We start from the raw sequence: 19,390 nt of genomic DNA, 5'->3' as shown, positions 1-19,390 counted from the left end.
CGGCGATGGTCGTTAACGAAAACGCGTGCAAACCGGATAAACGCGGCGCACTTGAGTCCATCGCCAGCAAGCCGGCTCCTACAGGGTTTGCGCGATCCCTTGTGGGAGCTGGCTTGCCAGCGATGGCCGTCAACGATAACGCGGGTGAACCGGGTAACCGCGGCGCACTGTAGGAGCCGGCTTGCCGGCGATGGTCGTTAACGAAAACGCGTGCAAACTGGATATACGCGGCGCACTTGAGTCCTTCGCCAGCAAGCCGGCTCCTACATGTCGACTGCCTTTGCGCGCAACAGCCTGAAGGATCAGTCTGCCAGCCAGCCATTCTCCCAGTAGCGCAAATTGTCGCCGCGCAGCACGTAGTCGCGCAGCACGATCTCGCGCAACTCGTCGCCCATGCGATAGCTGGCGTCCGGATCGGCCAGGTGCATGCGGATCGCCTGCAGCCATTCATCCGTGGAGTTGGTCTTGATCCGGGTGCACGGCAGGTAGCCGCGATAGGCCTCGGTGTCGGTGGCGATCACCGGGTAGCCGCAAGCGCCGTACTCCAGCAAGCGCAGGTTGCTCTTGCAGTCGTTGAAGATGTGGAACTCCAGCGGCGCCAGCGCCAGGTCCAGGTTCAGGCTGGCCAGCTTGGCCGGGTAGACATCCAGCCCGATCACCCCATGGAACTCATGCATGTACGGGCGCAGATCGTCCGGGCACATGCCGAAGAACACCCAGTCGACTTCATTGGCCAGTTCGCGGACCACATCGGCGATCACCGCCAGGTCACCGTGGTGGCTGGTGCCGCCACCCCAGCCGACCCGAGGTTTTTTCGAGGTGCGGCGCTGACTGCGCAGATCGGTCCACAGGTGCGAGGCCAACATGTTGGGCACCACACGAATGTCGTGATGCATGTCCGACAACGCATTGCCCAGCGGCTCGGTGGAGACCACCACGCGATCGCACATGCCGATGGCGCGCCGCACCAGCTTCTCCATTTCGTCCTTGCCCGGCATGTTGCGGATATGCGCATTGCGGTGCGGAACGTTGATCACGAAGTCGTCCAGCTCATAGATGCGCCGCGCGCCGGAGTATTTTTGCAGGCTTGGGATTTCGTTGATCGGCCCTTCGGAATAGCGCCCCTGCAAGATGATCACGTCAGGCGAATGACGCTCGACTTCGATGATGGTCGGCAGGTTGTAATGAATGCGCCCATGGGCCCTGCCGGCTGCTTCCAGCTCGATCAGCGGCTGCGTGACCCGGTAATGGCCGATGGCGGAGGCGTTGACCGGCAACGCGAGAATCTTCGGCAACTGCGCCTTGGAAAACGGGCTCCAGCCGGAACGCAGGCCAGGCTCGAGGCTGAAGCTCGCCCCGCCCAACCCTTGCAGCGCCAGGTTGGTGTTGTAGGCCGGATCACGGGCCACGATCGGCAGCCAGCGCTTATAGAAAACTTCCTGCTCCTGCTCGCTGCGGGCCTGATCACCTTCCCGTGCAACCCCCGCCGGTTGTGCGCCCAGCGCCAGTTGCGCGTGCGGTGTCCACACCACCAGATAACCTTCCTGGCCGACGCGCAGGCACAGATCCACCTCGTTGAGAGACTGCGCCAGGCCTTGCTCATCGAGGCCACCGACGGCGTCAAAGATCGCCTTGCGCACCATCAGGCAATCACCACCGACGGCACTGTAATTGTGAGCGACCTGCAAGCGGTACATGTAGCCCGCCGCATGCAGCGTCTCGCCATGGAACGGCACGCCGGCCGGCCCTTGCAACCCGAGGATCAGACCGGCATGCAGCACGCGGCCATCGGGGTTGAACAGCTTGGCCCCGACCACGCCGACTTCCGGACGCTGCGCATGATTGAGCAACTCGTCCAGCCATTGCGCCTGGGTGATCACCGTGTACGGATTGAGCATCAACACGTATTCGCCAGCCGCCTGCTGCGCGGCGAAATTGCGTACCGCCGCCGCATTGCCCTGCAGCTCGCAGCGCAGCACGCGGACCCGGTCGCTGCCCAGTTGCGCCATGCCGGCGAACCAGTCAAGCGCCTCGGCGCTTTCGCTGCCGTTGTCCACCAACAGCAATTCGTATTCGCCGTAGGCGGTATTCTCCAGCAGGCTCTCGACACAGCGTTGCAACGCCAGGGTCTGGTCCTTGCTGACGAGAATGATCGACACCAGCGGCCGGTCATCATGGCGATAGTCGACCCGATTGAGCAGCTCGGAACTGCCCTGGCGAATGTCGTGGGCGACGCCCAAGCGCTGCAAGTGCGCCTCCAGCAGCCGCGGGTTGTTATCCACCACCTGCGGCTGCGACAGCCATTTGGCCAGGTCGAACGCCGACTCCAGCAGCACCTCGCAAATGTGCCCGACCACCTGCGTGCCGGCACTCTCGACCATGCGCCACAACACATCGTGGGGCGCCAGTTCGCCATGCGCCGAATCGAAACCGCCCAGTGCCAGGAACTGCTCGCGCTCGAACGCCAGCGCTCGACCCACGTAGGGATAGCTGCGCATCAGATCGAGGTTGAAATCCGGTTTGAATGCAGGCTCGGTCGACTCGCCCTGAAGCAGCCCGCCTTCATCGCTGTACAGGCAGGTCAGCGTGCGCGACAGGGCAATTCGTTCAGCCATGACCAGCAAGGCCGGCGCCACCAGGCGATCACCGGCACGCAGTAGATAGAACCAGCCGGCGCCTTCAAGTTGCGGTAACAGCTCGTTGATCTGCTGCTGCCAGTCGTCCTGCAGCGGCAAGCGGAACACCCGCTCGTCCAGTTCGGCCTCGATGCAGGATGCGGACAGCACCAGTGTCAGTTCAGGGGCGTAATCCTGATCGGCCAGCGATTGCAGAGTGAGCTCCAGCGCTGAACGGCTGCCTTGCTCATCGATGATGATCGGAACGATTTTCGGTCGGGTCGGCCAGGCTTCCAACGTGTCCTCCAGCAACTCACGCTGACCCTCGGTGAGACTGCGGCACGCCAGCCACTGGGCATACAACTGCGCGAAACTGACGCTGGCGATGCCGACATGCCAATCCTGGGTGGTCTGTTTTGTCCCCAGGGTCCGGCTCAGCGGCAACTCCTCCCAAACCCGCGGCGACTCGTCCACCTGGGTCAGCGGCACATAGCGCACCCAACCCTGGGCCGGCGCGGATTCGCCACCACGGGCCTTGAGCATTTGCGACAGCCATTGCCGCTCGGTTTCGGCCGCGTCCTTCATCGCCTGCTGGCCGCTCAAACGCTCCGGGTACAGGCGTTCGATGCCGAGCACGTGATTGGACACCGCCAGATTGCCGCGGCGCATCAGGCAGACGTACAAGGCGAAATCCAGAGTCGCGACGAAGCAATGGCCGGGCTGAGTCAGTGCCGGCAGCAGTTCAAGCACGTCGGCCCGACGGAACATCGCATTGCTGAAGCCGCCGAGGATGTTGACCGGGAAATTTTCGAAGATTGCCAGCAGGTCATCACCCTTGAACACCCCGCCCACCGGGGACAGCGGGGTGTTTTCCAGGCGCGAAGGCAGCGGCATGTCGTCGGCATCCCAGAGCAGCCGCTGGGCCACCACCAGGTTGACGTCGGGACAGTCGATGAGGGCCTGGGCCTGATACTCGATGCAGGCCGAGAACAACTGGTCATCGTCACACAGAAACTTGATGTACTCGCCTTGCGCCTGCGCCAGACAAGCCTGAAGGTTACCCACCAGTCCCAGGGTTCGCGGATTTCGCACGTAGCGTACGGCCGCGCCCTGCTCAACCGTCGAAGCGACGATCTCTTCGATCTCATGACCGCGACTGTCATCGCAAACGATGATTTCCAGATTGCCGTAGCTCTGGCTCACAGCCGTGCGCAACGCACGAGCGAAAAAGCGTGGATTGAAGGCGGGGATGACCAGGCTGACAAGCGGGAGTGAATTCACGGCGGGCTCACAGGCGGCGCGAGCCCGCCCTGAAAAGCGAGCCCTTTGTTACCGCAAAAAGACGATAAATACTGAAGGGGCAAGCAATCGGGCGCCTGCGCGCCCGACCACCGTCAGATCTTGTTGAACAGACCCAGCTGGGAAATCTTGCTGAACGCCAGCTGCGCAGCCTGCAGCATGGTCTGCTGCAAGGTCAGGCGCGTCATGACTTCGGCCGGGTCCGAATCGCGAATCGACGACTGGCTCGCGGTGTTCGCCAGAGTCAGGCTTTCGTTGGTCGCGGTCTGGTTGTCCAGCGCCTGACCGCGCGCACCGATGGTGGTGATGGCCGAGCCGATCTGGTTGGCCGCACTGTCGATGTTGCCCATTCCCGATTCCATGGCGCCGAGAAACTTCTGCTTGGCCACCGCGTCGCCGTCGATTGGCGTATTCAACGCAGTCATCATCTGGCCCAGGGTGTCGAGCACGTTCTGGGTCTGATGGTTGTTGGACTGAATCACGAACTGGTCGCCGGACGCCGGAGCGCCACCGCCCAGGGCAAAGGTCACGCCCGCGGCGGTAGCGTTGCCGCCGGATACGGTGCCCGACGACACCGGCTTGCTGTCGGCGCTGATCGGGGCCGCGTACAGGTCGAAAGCGGTCGCGCTGGTGAACTTGAGGATTGCCCCGCCCGACGGGAAAGCATTGGTGTACGCCGTCGGGTTGGTCACGGTGGAACCGGTGATGACCGCGGTCGACGCGTTGCCGGCGCTGCGCGACGTGTTGAAGGTATCCGAGGAGGAAGACAGATTGAAACTGTGCCCGGCGATCACCGCATCCGGGTTGGTATCACCGGACTTGAGGTTGATGTTCAGCTTCATGTCAATGCCACGGAAACTCACCGTCTGGTTGGCCCCGTTGGCGTTGCTGATGACACCGTTCTGGCTGGCTTCGGCGGTCACGTCGTTACCCAGCGCGTCGGTGATCTTCAGCTGGGTGCTGCTGAGGAAGCTGACGGTGTAAGGCTGGCCGCCGGTGAATTTGGCGTTGTAGGTGGAGCTGGTGCCGACCGTACCGTTGGACAGCACCACGCGCCCGTCATCCACCGCCGGAGCGGTCATGGTGGTCTGGGTGCGATTGGTATTGATGGTCTGCTGGAAAGCATCCCAGCCCGTGGTGTTGGTCCCGACCGTCATGCCATCGCCAATGCCGAGGTCGACGGTGGTCTGGTCGCCGTTGTAGCTGTAGGTGCCGTCCGAGTTCTGCGAGTAAGGCGCGGTGTCGGTTTTCGAACCGGAGAACAGGTAGTTGCCGCTCGCGTCCCGGGTGTTCATCAGGCCCAGCACCTGTTGCTGGATCTGGCCCAATTCCGATGCATAGGCCTTGCGGTCCGCGTCGGTGGCAATGCCGTTGCTGGCGGCGAGGGCCAGCTCCTTGGCGCGCTGCAAAGCGGTACCGATGGAGCTGAGCGTGGTTTCCTGCAGGCTCAACGCACTCTTGGTGCTTTCGATGTTGGTGCCGTACTGATCAAGCATCGCGCTCTGCTGGCCCAGTTGCAGCAAACGACCGGCACCGATCGGATCATCGGCGGCGGTGTTGATGCGGACCAGACTGCTGGCTTCGTTACTGGTCGCGATGGCCTTGTTGAAGTTGCGCTGGTAATTCGCAGCGGTGATTTCGTAATACTGGGCGGTGGAAATGCGCATGAATTACGACTCCTTAAAGGCTGTTGATCAGCGTTGTGAAAATTTCCTGCGCAGCCTTGATGATCTGCGAAGACGCGGTGTAGTACTGCTGGTACTTGACCAGGTTGCCGGTTTCTTCATCCAGGTCGACGCCGGAGTTCGAATCACGAGCACCCTTGGCGTTGGCCAGGATCGCCGTGGTGGCTTCGCTGTCGGACTTGCCCTGGGCAGCCTTGGCGCCGACGTTGGTCACCAGCTTGTTGTAGGCGTCGGTCAGGCTGATGCCCTTGCTCGCCGTGCCGGTGTCGACGGTCTGTTTGGTTTGCAAACCCACCAACGCTTGAGCATTGCGGTTGTCCGAAGACGCCGCGCCGGCCAGGTTGATGGTGAAGCTTTCGCCGCTGGCTGGCGTGGCGCCGACCGTGGTCTGCACGGTGAAGGTCTTCTGCACGGCCGGCGTGACGCTGGTGTCCATGACCGGAGCACCGCTGGCATCGACCATGCCGACTTTCAGGTTCAGGGTGTTGCTCTGACCGGGAACGATGGTGCCGGTGCCGATCGAGTTGCCCTTGGCATCGACCATGTTGTAGCTCTGGCTACCGCCGCTGGCGCCGCCGAAAACCAGTTTGACCGGCGTCGAGTACTTGAGCGCGGTCTGCATTTCCGCCTGGGCCGCCGGGTTGTAGATGTCGATGGTGCTGGTCAGCGTCGGCTGGGTGTAGGTGCCGGTGTTGTTGGCAGTGGTCACGCCGGTCAAAGGGGCGGCGGCAGCGATTTTTTTCGGGTCGGTGAGCACGGTCTGGATACTGGCCGCCGCGCCACGGGTCGGCGTCACCTTGAACGAATCGCCGGCGCTCGGCGCACCGCCGTTGAGGTTCAGGCTGAAGCCGTCGATCACCGGAGCCGGGGTCGTCGTGGTGCTGAACGCGCCCAGGTCGGTGCCGTCCGAGCGCTTGACGGTGTAGTCGGTCGCGCTGGTGAACGTCACCTGATAGTCGCTGGCGGTGAGCTTGCCGGTGTCCTTGATGGTGACATCCAGGTTGCCTGAGCCGGCACTGTTGCTCGCCCCTGCAATGCTGCGCTGACTGACCAGCGCGGCACTGTTGATGTTGTTGAAGATCGCCGCGCCGAAATCACCGTTCTTGTCGATGCCTTGCGCCTGCTGGCGGTTGATCTGGTCAGCAACCACCAGTGCCACGCGCCCCAGTTCATTGAGCGAAGGGTCGAGCACTTCCTTGCGGTAAGTCAGCAGGCCACCGATTTCACCGCCGCTGACCACCGAGGTCACGTCGATGGTGCTGGAGCCACGGTTGAGCTGCAGCGCCATGCGCGATGGATCGCTCTGGCTCGGCACGGTTTGCAGTGTGTTGGTGGTATTGCCGACCACCAATGGCTGACCGCTGCCGATGTAGACGTCGTAGCTGTTGCCGCGCTCGACCACCTGGGTGCCGACCAGCCCGGACAGTTGGCGCACGGCTTCGGTGCGCGCGTCCAGCAGGTCGTTCGGCTGGCTGCTGCCGGTGGAGAGCTCGGCAATTTTCTGGTTGAGCGTGGCGATCGTGGTGGACAGCTTGTTCACCTGATCCGCCATGTCACCGAGGCTGCCGTTCAGGTTGGTGTTCTGATCGTTCAACTGCTTGGCAATCGAATTGAAGCGCGCGGACAAGGCCTGGGCACCGGTCAGCACCGACTGGCGCGAGGTGTCGTCGGTGGCGGAGGTCGAAACGCCCTGCATCGAGGTGAAGAACTTTTGCAGCACGCCGGTCAGCCCGGTGTTGCTATCGGAAAGCGTGGCGTCCAGCGGAGTGGCCTGAGCGTTGAACGACGAGGCTTCGCTGTCGAGCGAGGTCGCGGTGCGCAGCTGCGCATCGAGGTACGAGTTATACACGCGACGCACATCGGCCAGCGTGGTGCCGGTGCCGATGAACACGTTGCCGTACTGAATCGAGCCCTTGGTGCTCTGCACGGATTGCTGGCGCGAGTATCCGGCGGTGTCGACGTTGGCAATGTTGTTGCCGGTCGTGACCAACGAGTTGTGGCCAGCACTGAGCCCCGACATCCCGATATTGAGCAAACTCATGTTTCAGACCTTATACCTTGTGCCTATAAAGGCGTGGTGGAAACGCCCGCCGCAGCGTAGTTCTGGTAACTCGTCATCTGCTTGGCTATCTGCGAAATCTTGCTTGCGTAGTTCGGATCGGTTGCGTAACCGGCTCTCTGCAACTCGCGTACAAACTGTTCTGGGTTATCGGCCGACTTCACGACATCTTGATAGCGATTATTGGTCTGCAGCAAAGTCACAAGGTCATGGAAACTGTCCTTGTAGGAGTCGTAGGAACGGAACTGGGCCGTCTCCTTGACCATCTGCCCGTCTCTGAATTCGCTGGTGATCGCCCGCGCCGAACCGCCCTGCCAACTGCTGCCGGCCTTGATGCCGAACAGGTTGTGGCTGCTGCTGCCGTCCTGGGCGCGCATGACCGATTTGCCCCAGCCGGTTTCCAGGGCCGCCTGGGCCACCAGATAACGTGGATCGACACCGATCCGCGCCGCCGCTTCCCTGGCCATCGGCAACATGGTGTTGACGAACTGGTCGGCGGAGCTGAAGGCTTTCTTCGGCGGCGCCAGAGGAATCTGTGCCATGGCGCGACCGTAAACCTGCATGCCGCCGCTGGAGGCCTGCTGCGCGTTCGCCAGCCAGTCGCCGTTGTACAGCGGTCCCGCACCGGTAGTCGTTGTGCGCTCTGGCAATTGAGTTTTGTTGACTGTCGTAGCCACGGTCGTCGCCGAAGGCACCAGCCCGGCCAACAGCCGGTCAGCCAGCTTCGGCGGCAATGCCAGGCGGCGCTGATTGATCAGCGCCATGTCATTGCGATGACCGCCCTCGCCCGCCTCTTGCGGCGCATGGACCGAGCGCGACGCCCACAACGGACGCTGGCCATTGACCCGCGACAGCGGCCCGTTGATTGCCACCGTGCCTGCCGCCACCGGCGTTTGCACGGCGGCTTTCGCGGCCTCTTGCTTGGCCAGGGACGCAGCGGCAGCCTCGCCCGGCGCCAGAGGTTTGTTCTTCGACATCTGGCGCATCAACACGTCCGCCAGACCGATACCACCGCCTTCGCGAGACATGGAAACGGCCAGTTGCTGGTCGTACATTTCCTGGTACTGCTTGGCCGCCGGGGTGTTCATCGGATTGTCCTGGCCCAGCGCTTCAGTGGCCGAACGCATCGACTTGAGCATCTCGCCGAGGAACAGCGATTCGAACTCCTGCGCGACCTTGCGCATGTTGCCGTCGCTGTTCTTGTCGCCGACCTTGAGCTGATTCAGACGATTGAGGTCCGAGTAGGAACCTGAATCACTGCTGCTGACCAGACCGCTCTTGCGCATATCCACGATGGCCGTCCTCAGATCACGATCAGGTCGGCTTGCAGCGCGCCGGCCTGTTTCAGCGCTTCGAGGATCGCCATCAAGTCACCCGGTGCCGCGCCGACCTGGTTCACCGCCCGCACGATCTCGTCGAGGGTGGTACCCGGGCCGAACTTGAACATCGGCTTGGCTTCCTGCTGGGCATTGACCTTCGAACGCGGCACCACCGCCGTCGTGCCGTTGGACAGAGGGCCTGGCTGACTGACGATCGGGTCTTCGGTGATGGTCACGGTCAGGCTGCCGTGGGTCACGGCCGCCGGAGACACCTTGACGTTCTGGCCGATCACGATGGTGCCGGTACGGGAATTGATGATGACTTTCGCCACCGCCTGGCCCGGGTCGATCTCGAGGTTTTCGAGGATCGACAGGTAGTCGACGCGCTGGCTCGGATCGAGCGGCGCGGTGACGCGAACCGAACCGCCGTCGATGGCCTGGGCCACGCCAGGGCCGAGCATGTCGTTGATCTTGTCGACGATGCGCTTGGCCGTGGTGAAGTCGGAACGATTGAGGTTCAGCGTCAGGCTGTTGCCCTGGTTGAAACCGCTCGGCACCGCACGTTCCACCGAGGCACCACCGGGGATGCGCCCGGCCGACGGAACGTTGACGGTGATCTTCGAGCCGTCGCGACCTTCGGCATCGAAACCACCGACCACGAGGTTGCCCTGGGCCACCGCATAGACGTTGCCGTCGATACCCTTGAGCGGCGTCAGCAGCAAGGTGCCGCCACGCAGACTCTTGGAGTTGCCGATGGACGAAACGGTGATGTCGACCTGCTGCCCCGGCTTGGCGAACGCCGGCAGATCGGCACTGATCGACACCGCCGCGACGTTCTTCAACTGCACGTTGCCCGAACCCGGCGGCACCTTGATGCCGAACTGCGAGAGCATGTTGTTGAAGGTCTGCAGGGTGAACGGGGTTTGCGTCGTCTGGTCGCCGGTGCCGTTAAGCCCGACCACCAGGCCGTAACCGATCAATTGGTTGGAACGCACACCGGAAATGCTCGCGATGTCCTTCAGGCGCTCGGCTTGAGCGCTGAAGGCTGCAGACAACATCAAGGCGGCCACCATGTGGTGTTTAAGATTCAAACTGACCACCTAGAAAGGGAACAGCGGGCTGAGGAAGAAACGGTCGAACCAGCCTGGCTGACTCGCATCGGCAAACGAACCGGTGCCCGAGTAGGTGATGCGCGCATCGGCGACCCGGGTCGACGACACGGTGTTGTCGGTGGCGATGTCATCGGCGCGAACCAGCCCGGCAATCCGCACCAGCTCGTCGCCGGTGTTGAGGGTCATCCACTTCTCGCCGCGCACCGCGATGATGCCGTTGGGCAATACATCGGCGACGGTCACGGTGATCGAGCCGGTCAGGGTGTTGCCCTGCGCCGCCTTGCTGTCACCCTTGGTCGCACGGTCACCGCTGTAGCCGACATCGAGGCTCAGGTCGCCGCTGCCGATCGGATCGTTGGTGCTCAAGCCACCGCCAAAGAACGAGCTCAGGCCAATGTCGGTCTTGCTGTTCTTGCCGATCTGCGAGTTGGCATTTTTGCTGGCCTGGGTTTTTTCGTTCAGCGTAATGGTGATGATGTCGCCCACCCGGTACGCCTTGCGGTCGCTGTACAGGTTCTGCTCGAAACCGGCCTGATAGATCGAGCCATTGTTCGCCGCCGCCGGCAACGGCGTGCGCGGCAACACCGGGGCGTAGTAAGGGTCATTGGGCTTGGGCGACACAGGCACGCAGCCTGCGAGCACGGTAATCCCACTCAATGCCAGAACAGAGACGAAGCGATTCATGACCCTACCTCACGGTGTTGCAGGCGACCTCATGGCCGCCTCATAGACTTGATTACAGATTCTGCGTTACGAACGAGAGCATCTGGTCGGCGGTGGAGATCACCTTGGAGTTCATCTCGTAGGCGCGCTGGGTGGTGATCATGTTGACCATCTCTTCAACGGTGCTGACGTTCGACGTTTCCAGGGTGTTCTGCAGCGTGGTACCGAAACCGGCCAAGCCCGGGGTGCCGACTTGCGGCGCGCCGCTGGCGGCGGTTTCCAGGAACAGGTTGTTGCCCACGGCCTGCAGGCCGGCCGGGTTGATGAAGTCGGCGGTTTGCAGGTTGCCGATCACCTGGGCAGCCGGGTTGCCGGCAACGGTGATGGACACGGTGCCGTCGCGGCCGACCGTGAAGGTCTGCGCATCGTTCGGAATGACAATGGCCGGCTCCAGGGCAAAGCCGCTGGCGTTGACGATCTGCCCGTTGGAGTCCAGGTGGAAGGTACCGTCACGGGTATAGGAGGTGGTGCCGTCCGGTTGCAGGATCTGGAAGAAACCACGACCGTCGATGGCCATGTCCAGCGGCTGCTCGGTGGTTTGCAGGCTGCCGGCGGTGAAGTTTTTCTGGGTGCCGACGATGCGCACACCGGTACCCAGTTGCAGGCCCGACGGCAGTTCGCTGTCCTGGGTCGACTGGGCGCCAGGCTGACGCTTGATCTGATAGAGCAGGTCCTGGAACTCGGCGCGGTCACGTTTGAAACCCGTGGTCGACACGTTGGCCAGGTTGTTGGAAATGGTGGTCAGGTTGGTGTCCTGGGCGGACAGACCTGTTTTGGCAACCCATAGAGCCGGAAGCATTCGATTCTCCTCGTGCGCCTGTTTTACGGCGCGACGTTCTGGTAATTAGCTGATCTGCAAGACCCGAGCCATGGCCTGGTCATCGTCTTTGGCGGTGTTCATCATCTTGATGTGCAGCTCGAACTGCTTGGACAAGGCCAGCACCGAGGTCATCTCTTCCACGGCATTGACGTTGCTCGACTCGAGGAAACCCGACACCAGCTTGACGTCGGCATCTGCCTGCGCAGGCTGGCCGTCCTTGGTGTGGATCGAGCCGTCCAGGCCCTTGGTCATGTTCTTGAAGTCCGGGTTGACCAGCTTGATGCGGTCGACTTCAGCCATCACCCGGGGACCTTCGCCCATCGCGCGGATGCTGATGGTGCCGTCCTCGCCGACTTCGATCTGCTGCTCGGGCGGCACGGCAATCGGCCCGCCATTGCCCATGACCGGCATGCCGTTGCCGGCGCGCAACACGCCAAGGGCGTCGACGTTCAGGCTGCCGGTGCGCACGTAGCTTTCACCGCCATCGGGATTCTGTACGGCAATCCAGCCGTTGCCTTGCACGGCAACGTCGAGGTCACGGCCGGTTTCCACCAGCGAGCCAGGGGAGAAATCGGTGGCCGGGCGTTCGGCCATGGCAAACGCACGCGCCGGAAAGCTGTCACCGAACACCGGCATCGAACGGGCCTGCTCCAGGTCTTTCTGGAAGCCGTTGGTGGAGATGTTCGCGAGGTTGTTGGCATGCGCCTTTTGCGCCAGTGCATTCTGGCTGGCGCCGGTCATAGCCACATAAAGGTACTTGTCCACACTCTTTCCTCTGCCTGCCGGACGTTTGCCGCCCATTGCTGTACTGACGTGGCATAAGCAATTTGCAGACCAAGTTGTTTTTGGCGGCGCCAGGCCCGGCAAATAAAGGACTTGAGGAGCTCAGAGGGGTTTTGGCGGATTGTATCGGAGACGAAAAACCGGCGGTGTCATGCCGGTGGGTGGCAAGGCGTGACCGTGGGCAACGGCCACAACCGCCATCGCGAGCAAGCTCGCTCCCACAGTGACTTGTCGCGCTCACAAAACCTGTGGGAGCGGGCTTGCCCGCGATGAGGCCAGCACAAACGCAGCAGGTTTCACCTATGACTCAGTCTTGCCCACCTCATACTCGCGCAACTTGTTGGCAATGGTGGTATGCGAAACCCCCAACCGCTTACCCAGCTGCCGACTGCTCGGGTGCTCGGAAAACAACCGCTCCAGCACCGCCTTCTCGAACCGCCCGACGATCTCGTCGAGCCCGCCCTCCAGCGAAAAATCGCCAAGGGGCTGACGCACGCCATAGTCCGGCAGGCGAATGTGCTCGGCCTTGACCGTGCCGCCGTCGCACAGGGAAACCGCCTGGAACAGCACGTTCTCCAGTTGCCGCACGTTGCCCGGCCAATGGTAATGACTGAGCCGCTCCATGGCCGCCGGGGCGAGCTTGGGCAACGGGCAGCCAATCTGCCGACTGGCCTGATCGAGGAAATGCTCCACCAGCGGTGTCAATCCGTCGAGGCACTCGCGCAGCGGCGGGATGTGCAGCGACAACACGTTCAAGCGGTGATAGAGGTCCTGGCGGAACTCGCCGCGAGCGCACAATTCGGACAGGTCGACCTGGGTCGCGCAGATCACCCGCACATCGAGATAGACCTCTTCATCGCTGCCCACGCGACGGAAGCAGCCGTCCTGCAAAAAGCGCAGCAATTTCACCTGCAAGCGCGGGCTCATTTCGCCGACGCCATCGAGAAACAGCGTACCGCCCGCCGTCAGCTCCAGCAGCCCGAGCTTGCCTTCGGCCCGCGCGCCCTCGAAGGCACCCGGGCCGTACCCGAACAACTCCGTCTCGGCCATCGACTCCGGCAGACCGGCACAATTGAGCGCCATCAACGGCGACTGCCCGCGCGGACTGGCCAGATGGCAGGCCCGCGCCAGCAACTCCTTGCCGGTGCCGGTTTCGCCTTCTATCAATAGAGGCGCATCCAGCGGTGCCATGCGCCGCGCTTCGCGGACCACGGCGGCCATGACTTTCGAACTCTGGAAGATGCTGTCGAAGCCGCGCAGCTCCTGCTTGCGCACGTTATAGATGCGTTCACCCACGCGGTCGGCGCGGTGCAGCGTCAGCACCGCACCGGCCATGGCCTCGCTGTCGTCATGTTCCGATTGCAATGGCGCGATGTCGGCGAGGAACACATCACCCTTGACCTTGACCCGCAGCCCGTTGATCCGCGATTTGTTGGCGCGCACCAGCTCCGGCAGATCGAAGTCTTCGGCGTAGCGCGACAGGGGAATACCCGGCACCTCGTCGACCCGCACCCCGAGCAACTGCGCCGCTGCCCGGTTGGCCGCGACGATGGAACCGCCCATGTCGATCGACAGCACCGGAAATTCCAGCGCGCCGAGCAGTGCATTGAGTTCCATGTGCCGACGCTCGCTGGGCATCAGCCCTACACGCTTGACGCCAAAGACTCCGGCAATCGCTTCGAACTTGGGACGCAAGGCCTGGAACTGGATGTTGATCAGGTTCGGGCAATGCAGATAGATGGCATTGCCATGCTCACCGCCCACCTCACCGCGGGCCACGTTGATCCCGTACTCCACCAGCAGGTTGAGAATGTCGCGCAGGATGCCGATGCGGTTCTGGCAGTGGACTTTGATACGCATGAAAAAGGCCCAAACAGTGAAGGATGAGGCCATTGGCAGAGATTTTTCTGCATGAGCGCTCAGATAGTCGTCAAGATTATGTGACAGGGAAGGCGTTTTTCAAACCCGAAAATCTCAGTCGGCACGCGCTGAACGAACTTTCGTAACGAAAACTTTACGATTTTCGAGGTTTTTTCCTGCGCGGCCCACAAACCACCTGCTGCAACAGCGCAATCCTTGGGGTATTTCTAGGTCCATAGCAGCACATAACAAGAACGAAATCCCTTAGCAGGAGAGCAGCATGAAGCAGACGCAATACGTGGCTCGCGAGCCCGATGCGCAAGGTTTTATCGACTACACCGCCGAAGAACACGCGGTGTGGAACACGCTGATCACTCGCCAACTGAAAGTGATCGAAGGGCGTGCGTGCCAGGAGTACCTGGACGGTATCGAAAAACTCGGTCTGCCCCACGACCGCATTCCTCAACTCGGCGAAATCAACAAGGTCCTCGGTGAAACCACCGGTTGGCAGGTTGCCCGGGTTCCCGCACTGATTCCCTTCCAGACTTTTTTCGAATTGCTGGCCAGCAAGCAGTTTCCGGTAGCGACCTTCATTCGTACCCGCGAGGAACTGGATTACCTGCAAGAGCCGGACATTTTCCACGAGATCTTCGGCCACTGCCCGCTGCTGACCAACCCGTGGTTCGCCGAATTCACCCACACCTACGGCAAGCTCGGTCTCAAGGCGTCCAAGGAAGAACGCGTGTACCTGGCGCGCCTGTATTGGATGACCATCGAGTTCGGTCTGGTCGACACCCCGCAAGGCCAGCGCATCTATGGCGGCGGCATCCTGTCTTCACCGAAAGAGACTGTGTATTGCCTGTCGGACGAGCCTGAGCATCAAGCCTTCGACCCGCTGGAATGCATGCGCACGCCGTACCGCATCGACATCCTGCAGCCACTGTACTTCGCGTTGCCAAATCTCAAGCGCCTGTTCGACCTCGCTCGCGAAGACATCATGGGCATGGTCAAGCAAGCGATGCAGATGGGTCTGCACGCACCGAAATTTCCGCCAAAACCAAAAGCTGCGTGAACCGCGACTTTTGCTGACAAGTGAGTCTGTCAGTCACCGTCGCTTTGGTTTAGCGTGACGGCACTGTCGACCGATATAAAAACACTCGATTTCAGGAAGCACACCATGTCCACTTTGAACCAAGCCCATTGCGAAGCCTGCCGCGCCGATGCTCCACAAGTCAGCGACGAAGAACTGCCGATCCTGATCAAGCAGATCCCGGACTGGAACATCGAAGTACGCGACAGCATCATGCAGCTGGAAAAGGTTTTCCTGTTCAAGAACTTCAAGCACGCCCTGGCGTTCACCAACGCCGTCGGTGAAATCTCCGAGGCTGAAGGCCACCACCCGGGCCTGCTGACCGAGTGGGGCAAAGTGACCGTGACCTGGTGGAGCCACTCGATCAAGGGGCTGCATCGCAACGACTTCATCATGGCCGCGCGCACCGACATCGTTGCCAAGGACGCTGAGGGGCGCAAGTAATGCATTTCGACGCCATCGGTCGAGTACCCGGCGACCCGATCCTGGGCCTGATGGAGGCCTACGCGCAGGACCCGAACCCGCGCAAGTTCGATTTGGGCGTGGGTGTCTACAAGGACGCCCAGGGCCTGACGCCGATTCTCGAGTCGGTGAAACTTGCCGAGCAACGCCTGGTGGACAGTCAGCCGACCAAGACCTACATCGGCGGCCACGGCGAGCCGGCGTTCGGCAAGGCCATCAATGAACTGGTGCTGGGCGCCGATTCGAAGCTGATCGACGCACAACGCGCCGGCGCCACCCAGACGCCGGGTGGCACCGGGGCCCTGCGTCTGAGCGCGGACTTCATCGCCCAGTGCCTGCCAGGGCGCGGCGTGTGGTTGAGCAACCCGACCTGGCCAATCCACGAAACGATTTTCGCGGCAGCCAAGGTCAAGGTCAGCCACTACCCGTACGTGGGCAGCGACAACCGTCTCGATGTCGACGGCATGCTGGCGGCGCTCAATGAAGCTCCCAAGGGCGACGTGGTGTTGCTGCACGCCTGCTGCCACAACCCGACCGGTTTCGACCTGTCCCGGGATGACTGGCAGCGGGTGCTGGAGGTCGTACGCAAGCGCGAACTGCTGCCGCTGATCGACTTCGCCTATCAAGGATTCGGCGACGGCCTGGAACAGGACGCCTGGTCGACCCGGCTGTTCGCCGCCGAGTTGCCGGAACTGCTGATCACCAGCTCCTGCTCGAAGAACTTCGGCCTGTACCGCGACCGCACCGGTGCGCTGATTGTCTGCGCGAAAAGCGCCGACAAGCTCACCGACATTCGCAGCCAACTGGCCAACATCGCCCGCAACCTGTGGTCGACACCACCGGATCACGGTGCAGCGGTGGTCGCGACCATCCTCGGCGACCCAGAGTTGAAAAACCTCTGGGCCGACGAAGTGGAAGCCATGCGCCTGCGCATCGCCCAACTGCGCAGCGGTCTGGTGGAGGCACTGGAGCCTCATGGTTTGCGCGAGCGTTTTGCGCACATTGGCGTGCAACGCGGGATGTTTTCCTACACCGGCCTGTCGCCGGAACACGTGAAGAACCTGCGCGATCACCACAGCGTGTACATGGTCAGCTCAGGGCGAGCCAACGTCGCGGGCATCGATGCCACGCGCCTGGACCTGCTGGCCGAGGCGATTGCCAGCGTCTGCAAGTAACCCTCACACACTGCAAATCCCCTGTGGGAGCGAGCTTGCTCGCGATAGCGGTCTATCAGACGACATGTATGTTGGATGACACACCGCCATCGCAAGCAAGCTCGCTCCCACATTTTGTTTTGTGTTGCCCCTCTGGATCTGTCTATACAACCCCGTCCGTCGAAACAAATAGATATAAAAGTCTGTTTGTCATTTTCAGTGCTGTATCCTGCCAAGGCTTTTTCTAAAGCGCGGATCGACCAGATCTATCAACAGACTTAGCGAGGAGCGCAACCATGCACGAGATTCCCAATCTCCCCTTCCCAAGCCTGCACGTACCTGAGCAGACGACCACGCAGCAAGCCGGCGCCCAACAACCCGAGCCGAAAGAAGCCACTGACAGCCGCCAGGCTGACAGAGAAGACTGAAACACCCGCCGTACAGACCGTGTGGAAAGCGCTAACATGCGCTTTCCACACTGCCTGAAACGAGCCTCCCCCATGACCGACGAATTCAGCGAAGCGCAGGCCGGCGTCCTGATCGGCACCGCCGAAAAAATGATCGAAATCTGGAATCGCCTCTCCCCCGAGAAACAAGCCGCCTTGCTCGCCCGTTTCGGCACCCAGGAAAATGCGCTGGCCGCCCTGGTCACCACGCAACTGGTCGCCCCCATCAAGGCCGAATGACACCACCGGGCAAATAGTTTTACTTTTTCACAACCTGCAACCGTCCACACCGCTATCATAAGCAGCCTATCTATCCTGCTTTACCGTGGACCTTTCCCATGCCTGAAAACCAGCGCCCCCTGGCGGTCACGCTGCAAGTCGTTTCCATCGTCCTTTTCACCTTCATCGGCTACCTGAACATCGGCATTCCCCTGGCCGTATTGCCCGGCTATGTCCACAGCGACCTGGGCTTTGGCGCGGTGATCGCGGGCCTGGTGATCAGCGTGCAATACCTGGCCACCCTGCTCAGCCGCCCGTATGCCGGGAAAATCATCGACAACAAGGGCAGCAAGCTGGCGGTGATGTATGGCCTGGCCGGTTGCGGCCTGAGCGGTGTGTTCATGTTGATCTCGGCCTGGACCCAAAGCCTGCCGACCCTGAGCCTGATCAGCCTGTTGATCGGCCGTCTGGTGCTCGGCAGCGCGGAAAGCTTGGTGGGCTCGGGCTCGATCGGCTGGGGCATCGGCCGGGTCGGCGCGGCGAACACCGCCAAAGTCATCTCCTGGAACGGGATCGCCAGCTACGGCGCACTGGCCGTGGGCGCGCCTTTGGGCGTGCTGATCGTCCACCAGTTGGGCTTGTGGAGCATGGGCGTGAGCATTGTCTTGCTGGCCGTGCTCGGCCTGCTGCTGGCCTGGCCGAAAACCGCCGCACCGATCGTGGCCGGTGAACGCCTGCCGTTCATGCACGTGCTCGGGCGGGTCTTTCCCCACGGTTGCGGCCTGGCCCTGGGTTCCATCGGTTTTGGCACCATCGCCACCTTCATCACCCTGTATTACGCCACGCAACACTGGGACAACGCGGTGCTGTGCCTGAGCCTGTTCGGCGCCAGCTTCATCGGCGCGCGCCTGCTGTTCGGCAGCCTGATCAACCGCCTCGGCGGCTTTCGCGTGGCCATTGCCTGCCTGTCCGTGGAAACCCTGGGATTGCTGTTGCTGTGGCTGGCACCGGATGCCCATTGGGCACTGGCGGGTGCGGCGCTGAGCGGTTTCGGCTTTTCGCTGGTGTTTCCGGCACTGGGGGTGGAAGCGGTCAACCTGGTCCCGGCCTCCAGCCGTGGTGCTGCCGTCGGCGCCTACTCGCTGTTCATCGACCTGTCGCTGGGGATCACCGGGCCGCTGGCCGGGGCCATTGCAGCCGGGTTCGGCTTCGCTTCGATCTTCCTGTTCGCCGCCCTCGCCGCGGTGAGCGGATTGATCCTGAGCCTTTACCTGTACCGGCAGGCACCCAAGCAACGCGAAGCGCGGGACACCCGCTAGAAATCGACCTTGCCGCGCCCGGCCTTGATGTTGCCGCGCTTGCTCTTGGATTCGAGGCGACGGGTCTTCGAGCCAAGAGTCGGCTTGGTCGGGCGGCGCTTTTTCTCGACCTTGGTGGCGCCCTGGATCAACTCGACCAAACGCTCCAGCGCATCAGCACGGTTCTGCTCCTGCGTCCGGTACTGCTGGGCCTTGATGATCAACACCCCGTCGCTGGTGATGCGGCTGTCGCGCAGTGCCAGCAGCCGCTCCTTGTAAAACTCGGGCAAAGACGACGCCGGAATGTCGAAGCGCAGGTGCACCGCGCTGGAGACCTTGTTGACGTTCTGCCCACCGGCGCCCTGGGCGCGAATGGCCGTCAACTCGATCTCGGCATCCGGCAGATGCACGTTGTTGGAAATCACCAGCATGGAAAAGCGTCCGTA

At 62.0% G+C, this 19,390-nt stretch carries 16 protein-coding genes; 6 read left to right on the top strand and 10 right to left on the bottom strand.

The window, feature by feature from the left end:
* Positions 1–302: 302 nt before the first annotated feature.
* From EI969_RS13330 to EI969_RS13290, 9 genes are all read right to left on the bottom strand, one after another.
* Positions 303–3,896: a glycosyltransferase gene (locus EI969_RS13330; RefSeq protein WP_160388227.1), complete on the bottom strand. Its 3,594-nt coding sequence runs from the start codon at positions 3,894–3,896 to the stop codon at positions 303–305.
* 113 nt (positions 3,897–4,009) lie between these two features.
* The gene (locus EI969_RS13325; RefSeq protein ID WP_160388226.1) at positions 4,010–5,581 is read right to left on the bottom strand and encodes a flagellar hook-associated protein 3; all 1,572 of its coding nucleotides are present in this window, start codon (positions 5,579–5,581) and stop codon (positions 4,010–4,012) included.
* 13 nt (positions 5,582–5,594) lie between these two features.
* Entirely contained in the window at positions 5,595–7,640 is a 2,046-nt protein-coding gene (flgK, locus tag EI969_RS13320) for a flagellar hook-associated protein FlgK (RefSeq protein WP_160388225.1), read from the bottom strand.
* Between the two features lie 23 nt (positions 7,641–7,663).
* Positions 7,664–8,950, bottom strand: a complete 1,287-nt coding sequence (gene flgJ / locus EI969_RS13315; protein ID WP_160388224.1) for a flagellar assembly peptidoglycan hydrolase FlgJ — start codon at positions 8,948–8,950, stop codon at positions 7,664–7,666.
* 11 nt (positions 8,951–8,961) lie between these two features.
* Entirely contained in the window at positions 8,962–10,050 is a 1,089-nt protein-coding gene (locus EI969_RS13310) for a flagellar basal body P-ring protein FlgI (protein WP_160388299.1), read from the bottom strand.
* 27 nt (positions 10,051–10,077) lie between these two features.
* The gene (gene flgH, locus EI969_RS13305; protein ID WP_150716535.1) at positions 10,078–10,773 is read right to left on the bottom strand and encodes a flagellar basal body L-ring protein FlgH; all 696 of its coding nucleotides are present in this window, start codon (positions 10,771–10,773) and stop codon (positions 10,078–10,080) included.
* A 52-nt stretch (positions 10,774–10,825) separates the two neighbouring features.
* A complete protein-coding gene (gene flgG / locus EI969_RS13300) occupies positions 10,826–11,611 on the bottom strand; it encodes a flagellar basal-body rod protein FlgG (protein WP_047532060.1) in 786 nt (261 codons plus the stop codon).
* A gap of 45 nt (positions 11,612–11,656) precedes the next feature.
* Positions 11,657–12,397, bottom strand: a complete 741-nt coding sequence (locus EI969_RS13295; protein WP_160388223.1) for a flagellar basal body rod protein FlgF — start codon at positions 12,395–12,397, stop codon at positions 11,657–11,659.
* Between the two features lie 318 nt (positions 12,398–12,715).
* Positions 12,716–14,275, bottom strand: coding sequence for a sigma-54-dependent transcriptional regulator (locus EI969_RS13290; protein ID WP_160388222.1), 1,560 nt, complete (start codon positions 14,273–14,275; stop codon positions 12,716–12,718).
* 280 nt (positions 14,276–14,555) lie between these two features.
* Here EI969_RS13290 and phhA point away from each other — a divergent pair, with 280 nt between their 5' ends.
* From phhA to EI969_RS13265, 6 genes are all read left to right on the top strand, one after another.
* A complete protein-coding gene (gene phhA / locus EI969_RS13285; protein ID WP_160388221.1) occupies positions 14,556–15,347 on the top strand; it encodes a phenylalanine 4-monooxygenase in 792 nt (263 codons plus the stop codon).
* A 105-nt stretch (positions 15,348–15,452) separates the two neighbouring features.
* Positions 15,453–15,809, top strand: a complete 357-nt coding sequence (locus EI969_RS13280) for a 4a-hydroxytetrahydrobiopterin dehydratase (protein ID WP_046816880.1) — start codon at positions 15,453–15,455, stop codon at positions 15,807–15,809.
* A complete protein-coding gene (locus EI969_RS13275; protein ID WP_160388220.1) occupies positions 15,809–17,002 on the top strand; it encodes an amino acid aminotransferase in 1,194 nt (397 codons plus the stop codon). Before EI969_RS13280 ends, EI969_RS13275 begins: the two co-directional genes overlap by 1 nt.
* Before the next feature lie 275 nt (positions 17,003–17,277).
* On the top strand, positions 17,278–17,409 hold the full coding sequence (locus tag EI969_RS30550) for a hypothetical protein (RefSeq protein WP_008051162.1): 132 nt from the start codon (positions 17,278–17,280) through the stop codon (positions 17,407–17,409).
* A gap of 72 nt (positions 17,410–17,481) precedes the next feature.
* Entirely contained in the window at positions 17,482–17,667 is a 186-nt protein-coding gene (locus EI969_RS13270; RefSeq protein ID WP_160388219.1) for a hypothetical protein, read from the top strand.
* A gap of 98 nt (positions 17,668–17,765) precedes the next feature.
* Positions 17,766–18,965, top strand: a complete 1,200-nt coding sequence (locus EI969_RS13265; RefSeq protein ID WP_160388218.1) for an MFS transporter — start codon at positions 17,766–17,768, stop codon at positions 18,963–18,965.
* Here the strand turns inward: EI969_RS13265 and arfB are convergent.
* Positions 18,962–19,375 carry an alternative ribosome rescue aminoacyl-tRNA hydrolase ArfB gene (gene arfB / locus EI969_RS13260; protein ID WP_160388217.1) on the bottom strand — a complete coding sequence of 138 codons (414 nt, stop codon included), beginning with the start codon at positions 19,373–19,375 and terminating at the stop codon, positions 18,962–18,964. The genes EI969_RS13265 and arfB overlap by 4 nt on opposite strands.
* Positions 19,376–19,390: the final 15 nt, after the last annotated feature.

Source organism: Pseudomonas sp. PB101, from assembly GCF_009764265.1.
GTDB lineage: Bacteria > Pseudomonadota > Gammaproteobacteria > Pseudomonadales > Pseudomonadaceae > Aquipseudomonas.
Note: the sequence above shows the minus strand (reverse complement) of the source record. Positions and strands in the feature narration are given on the sequence as shown.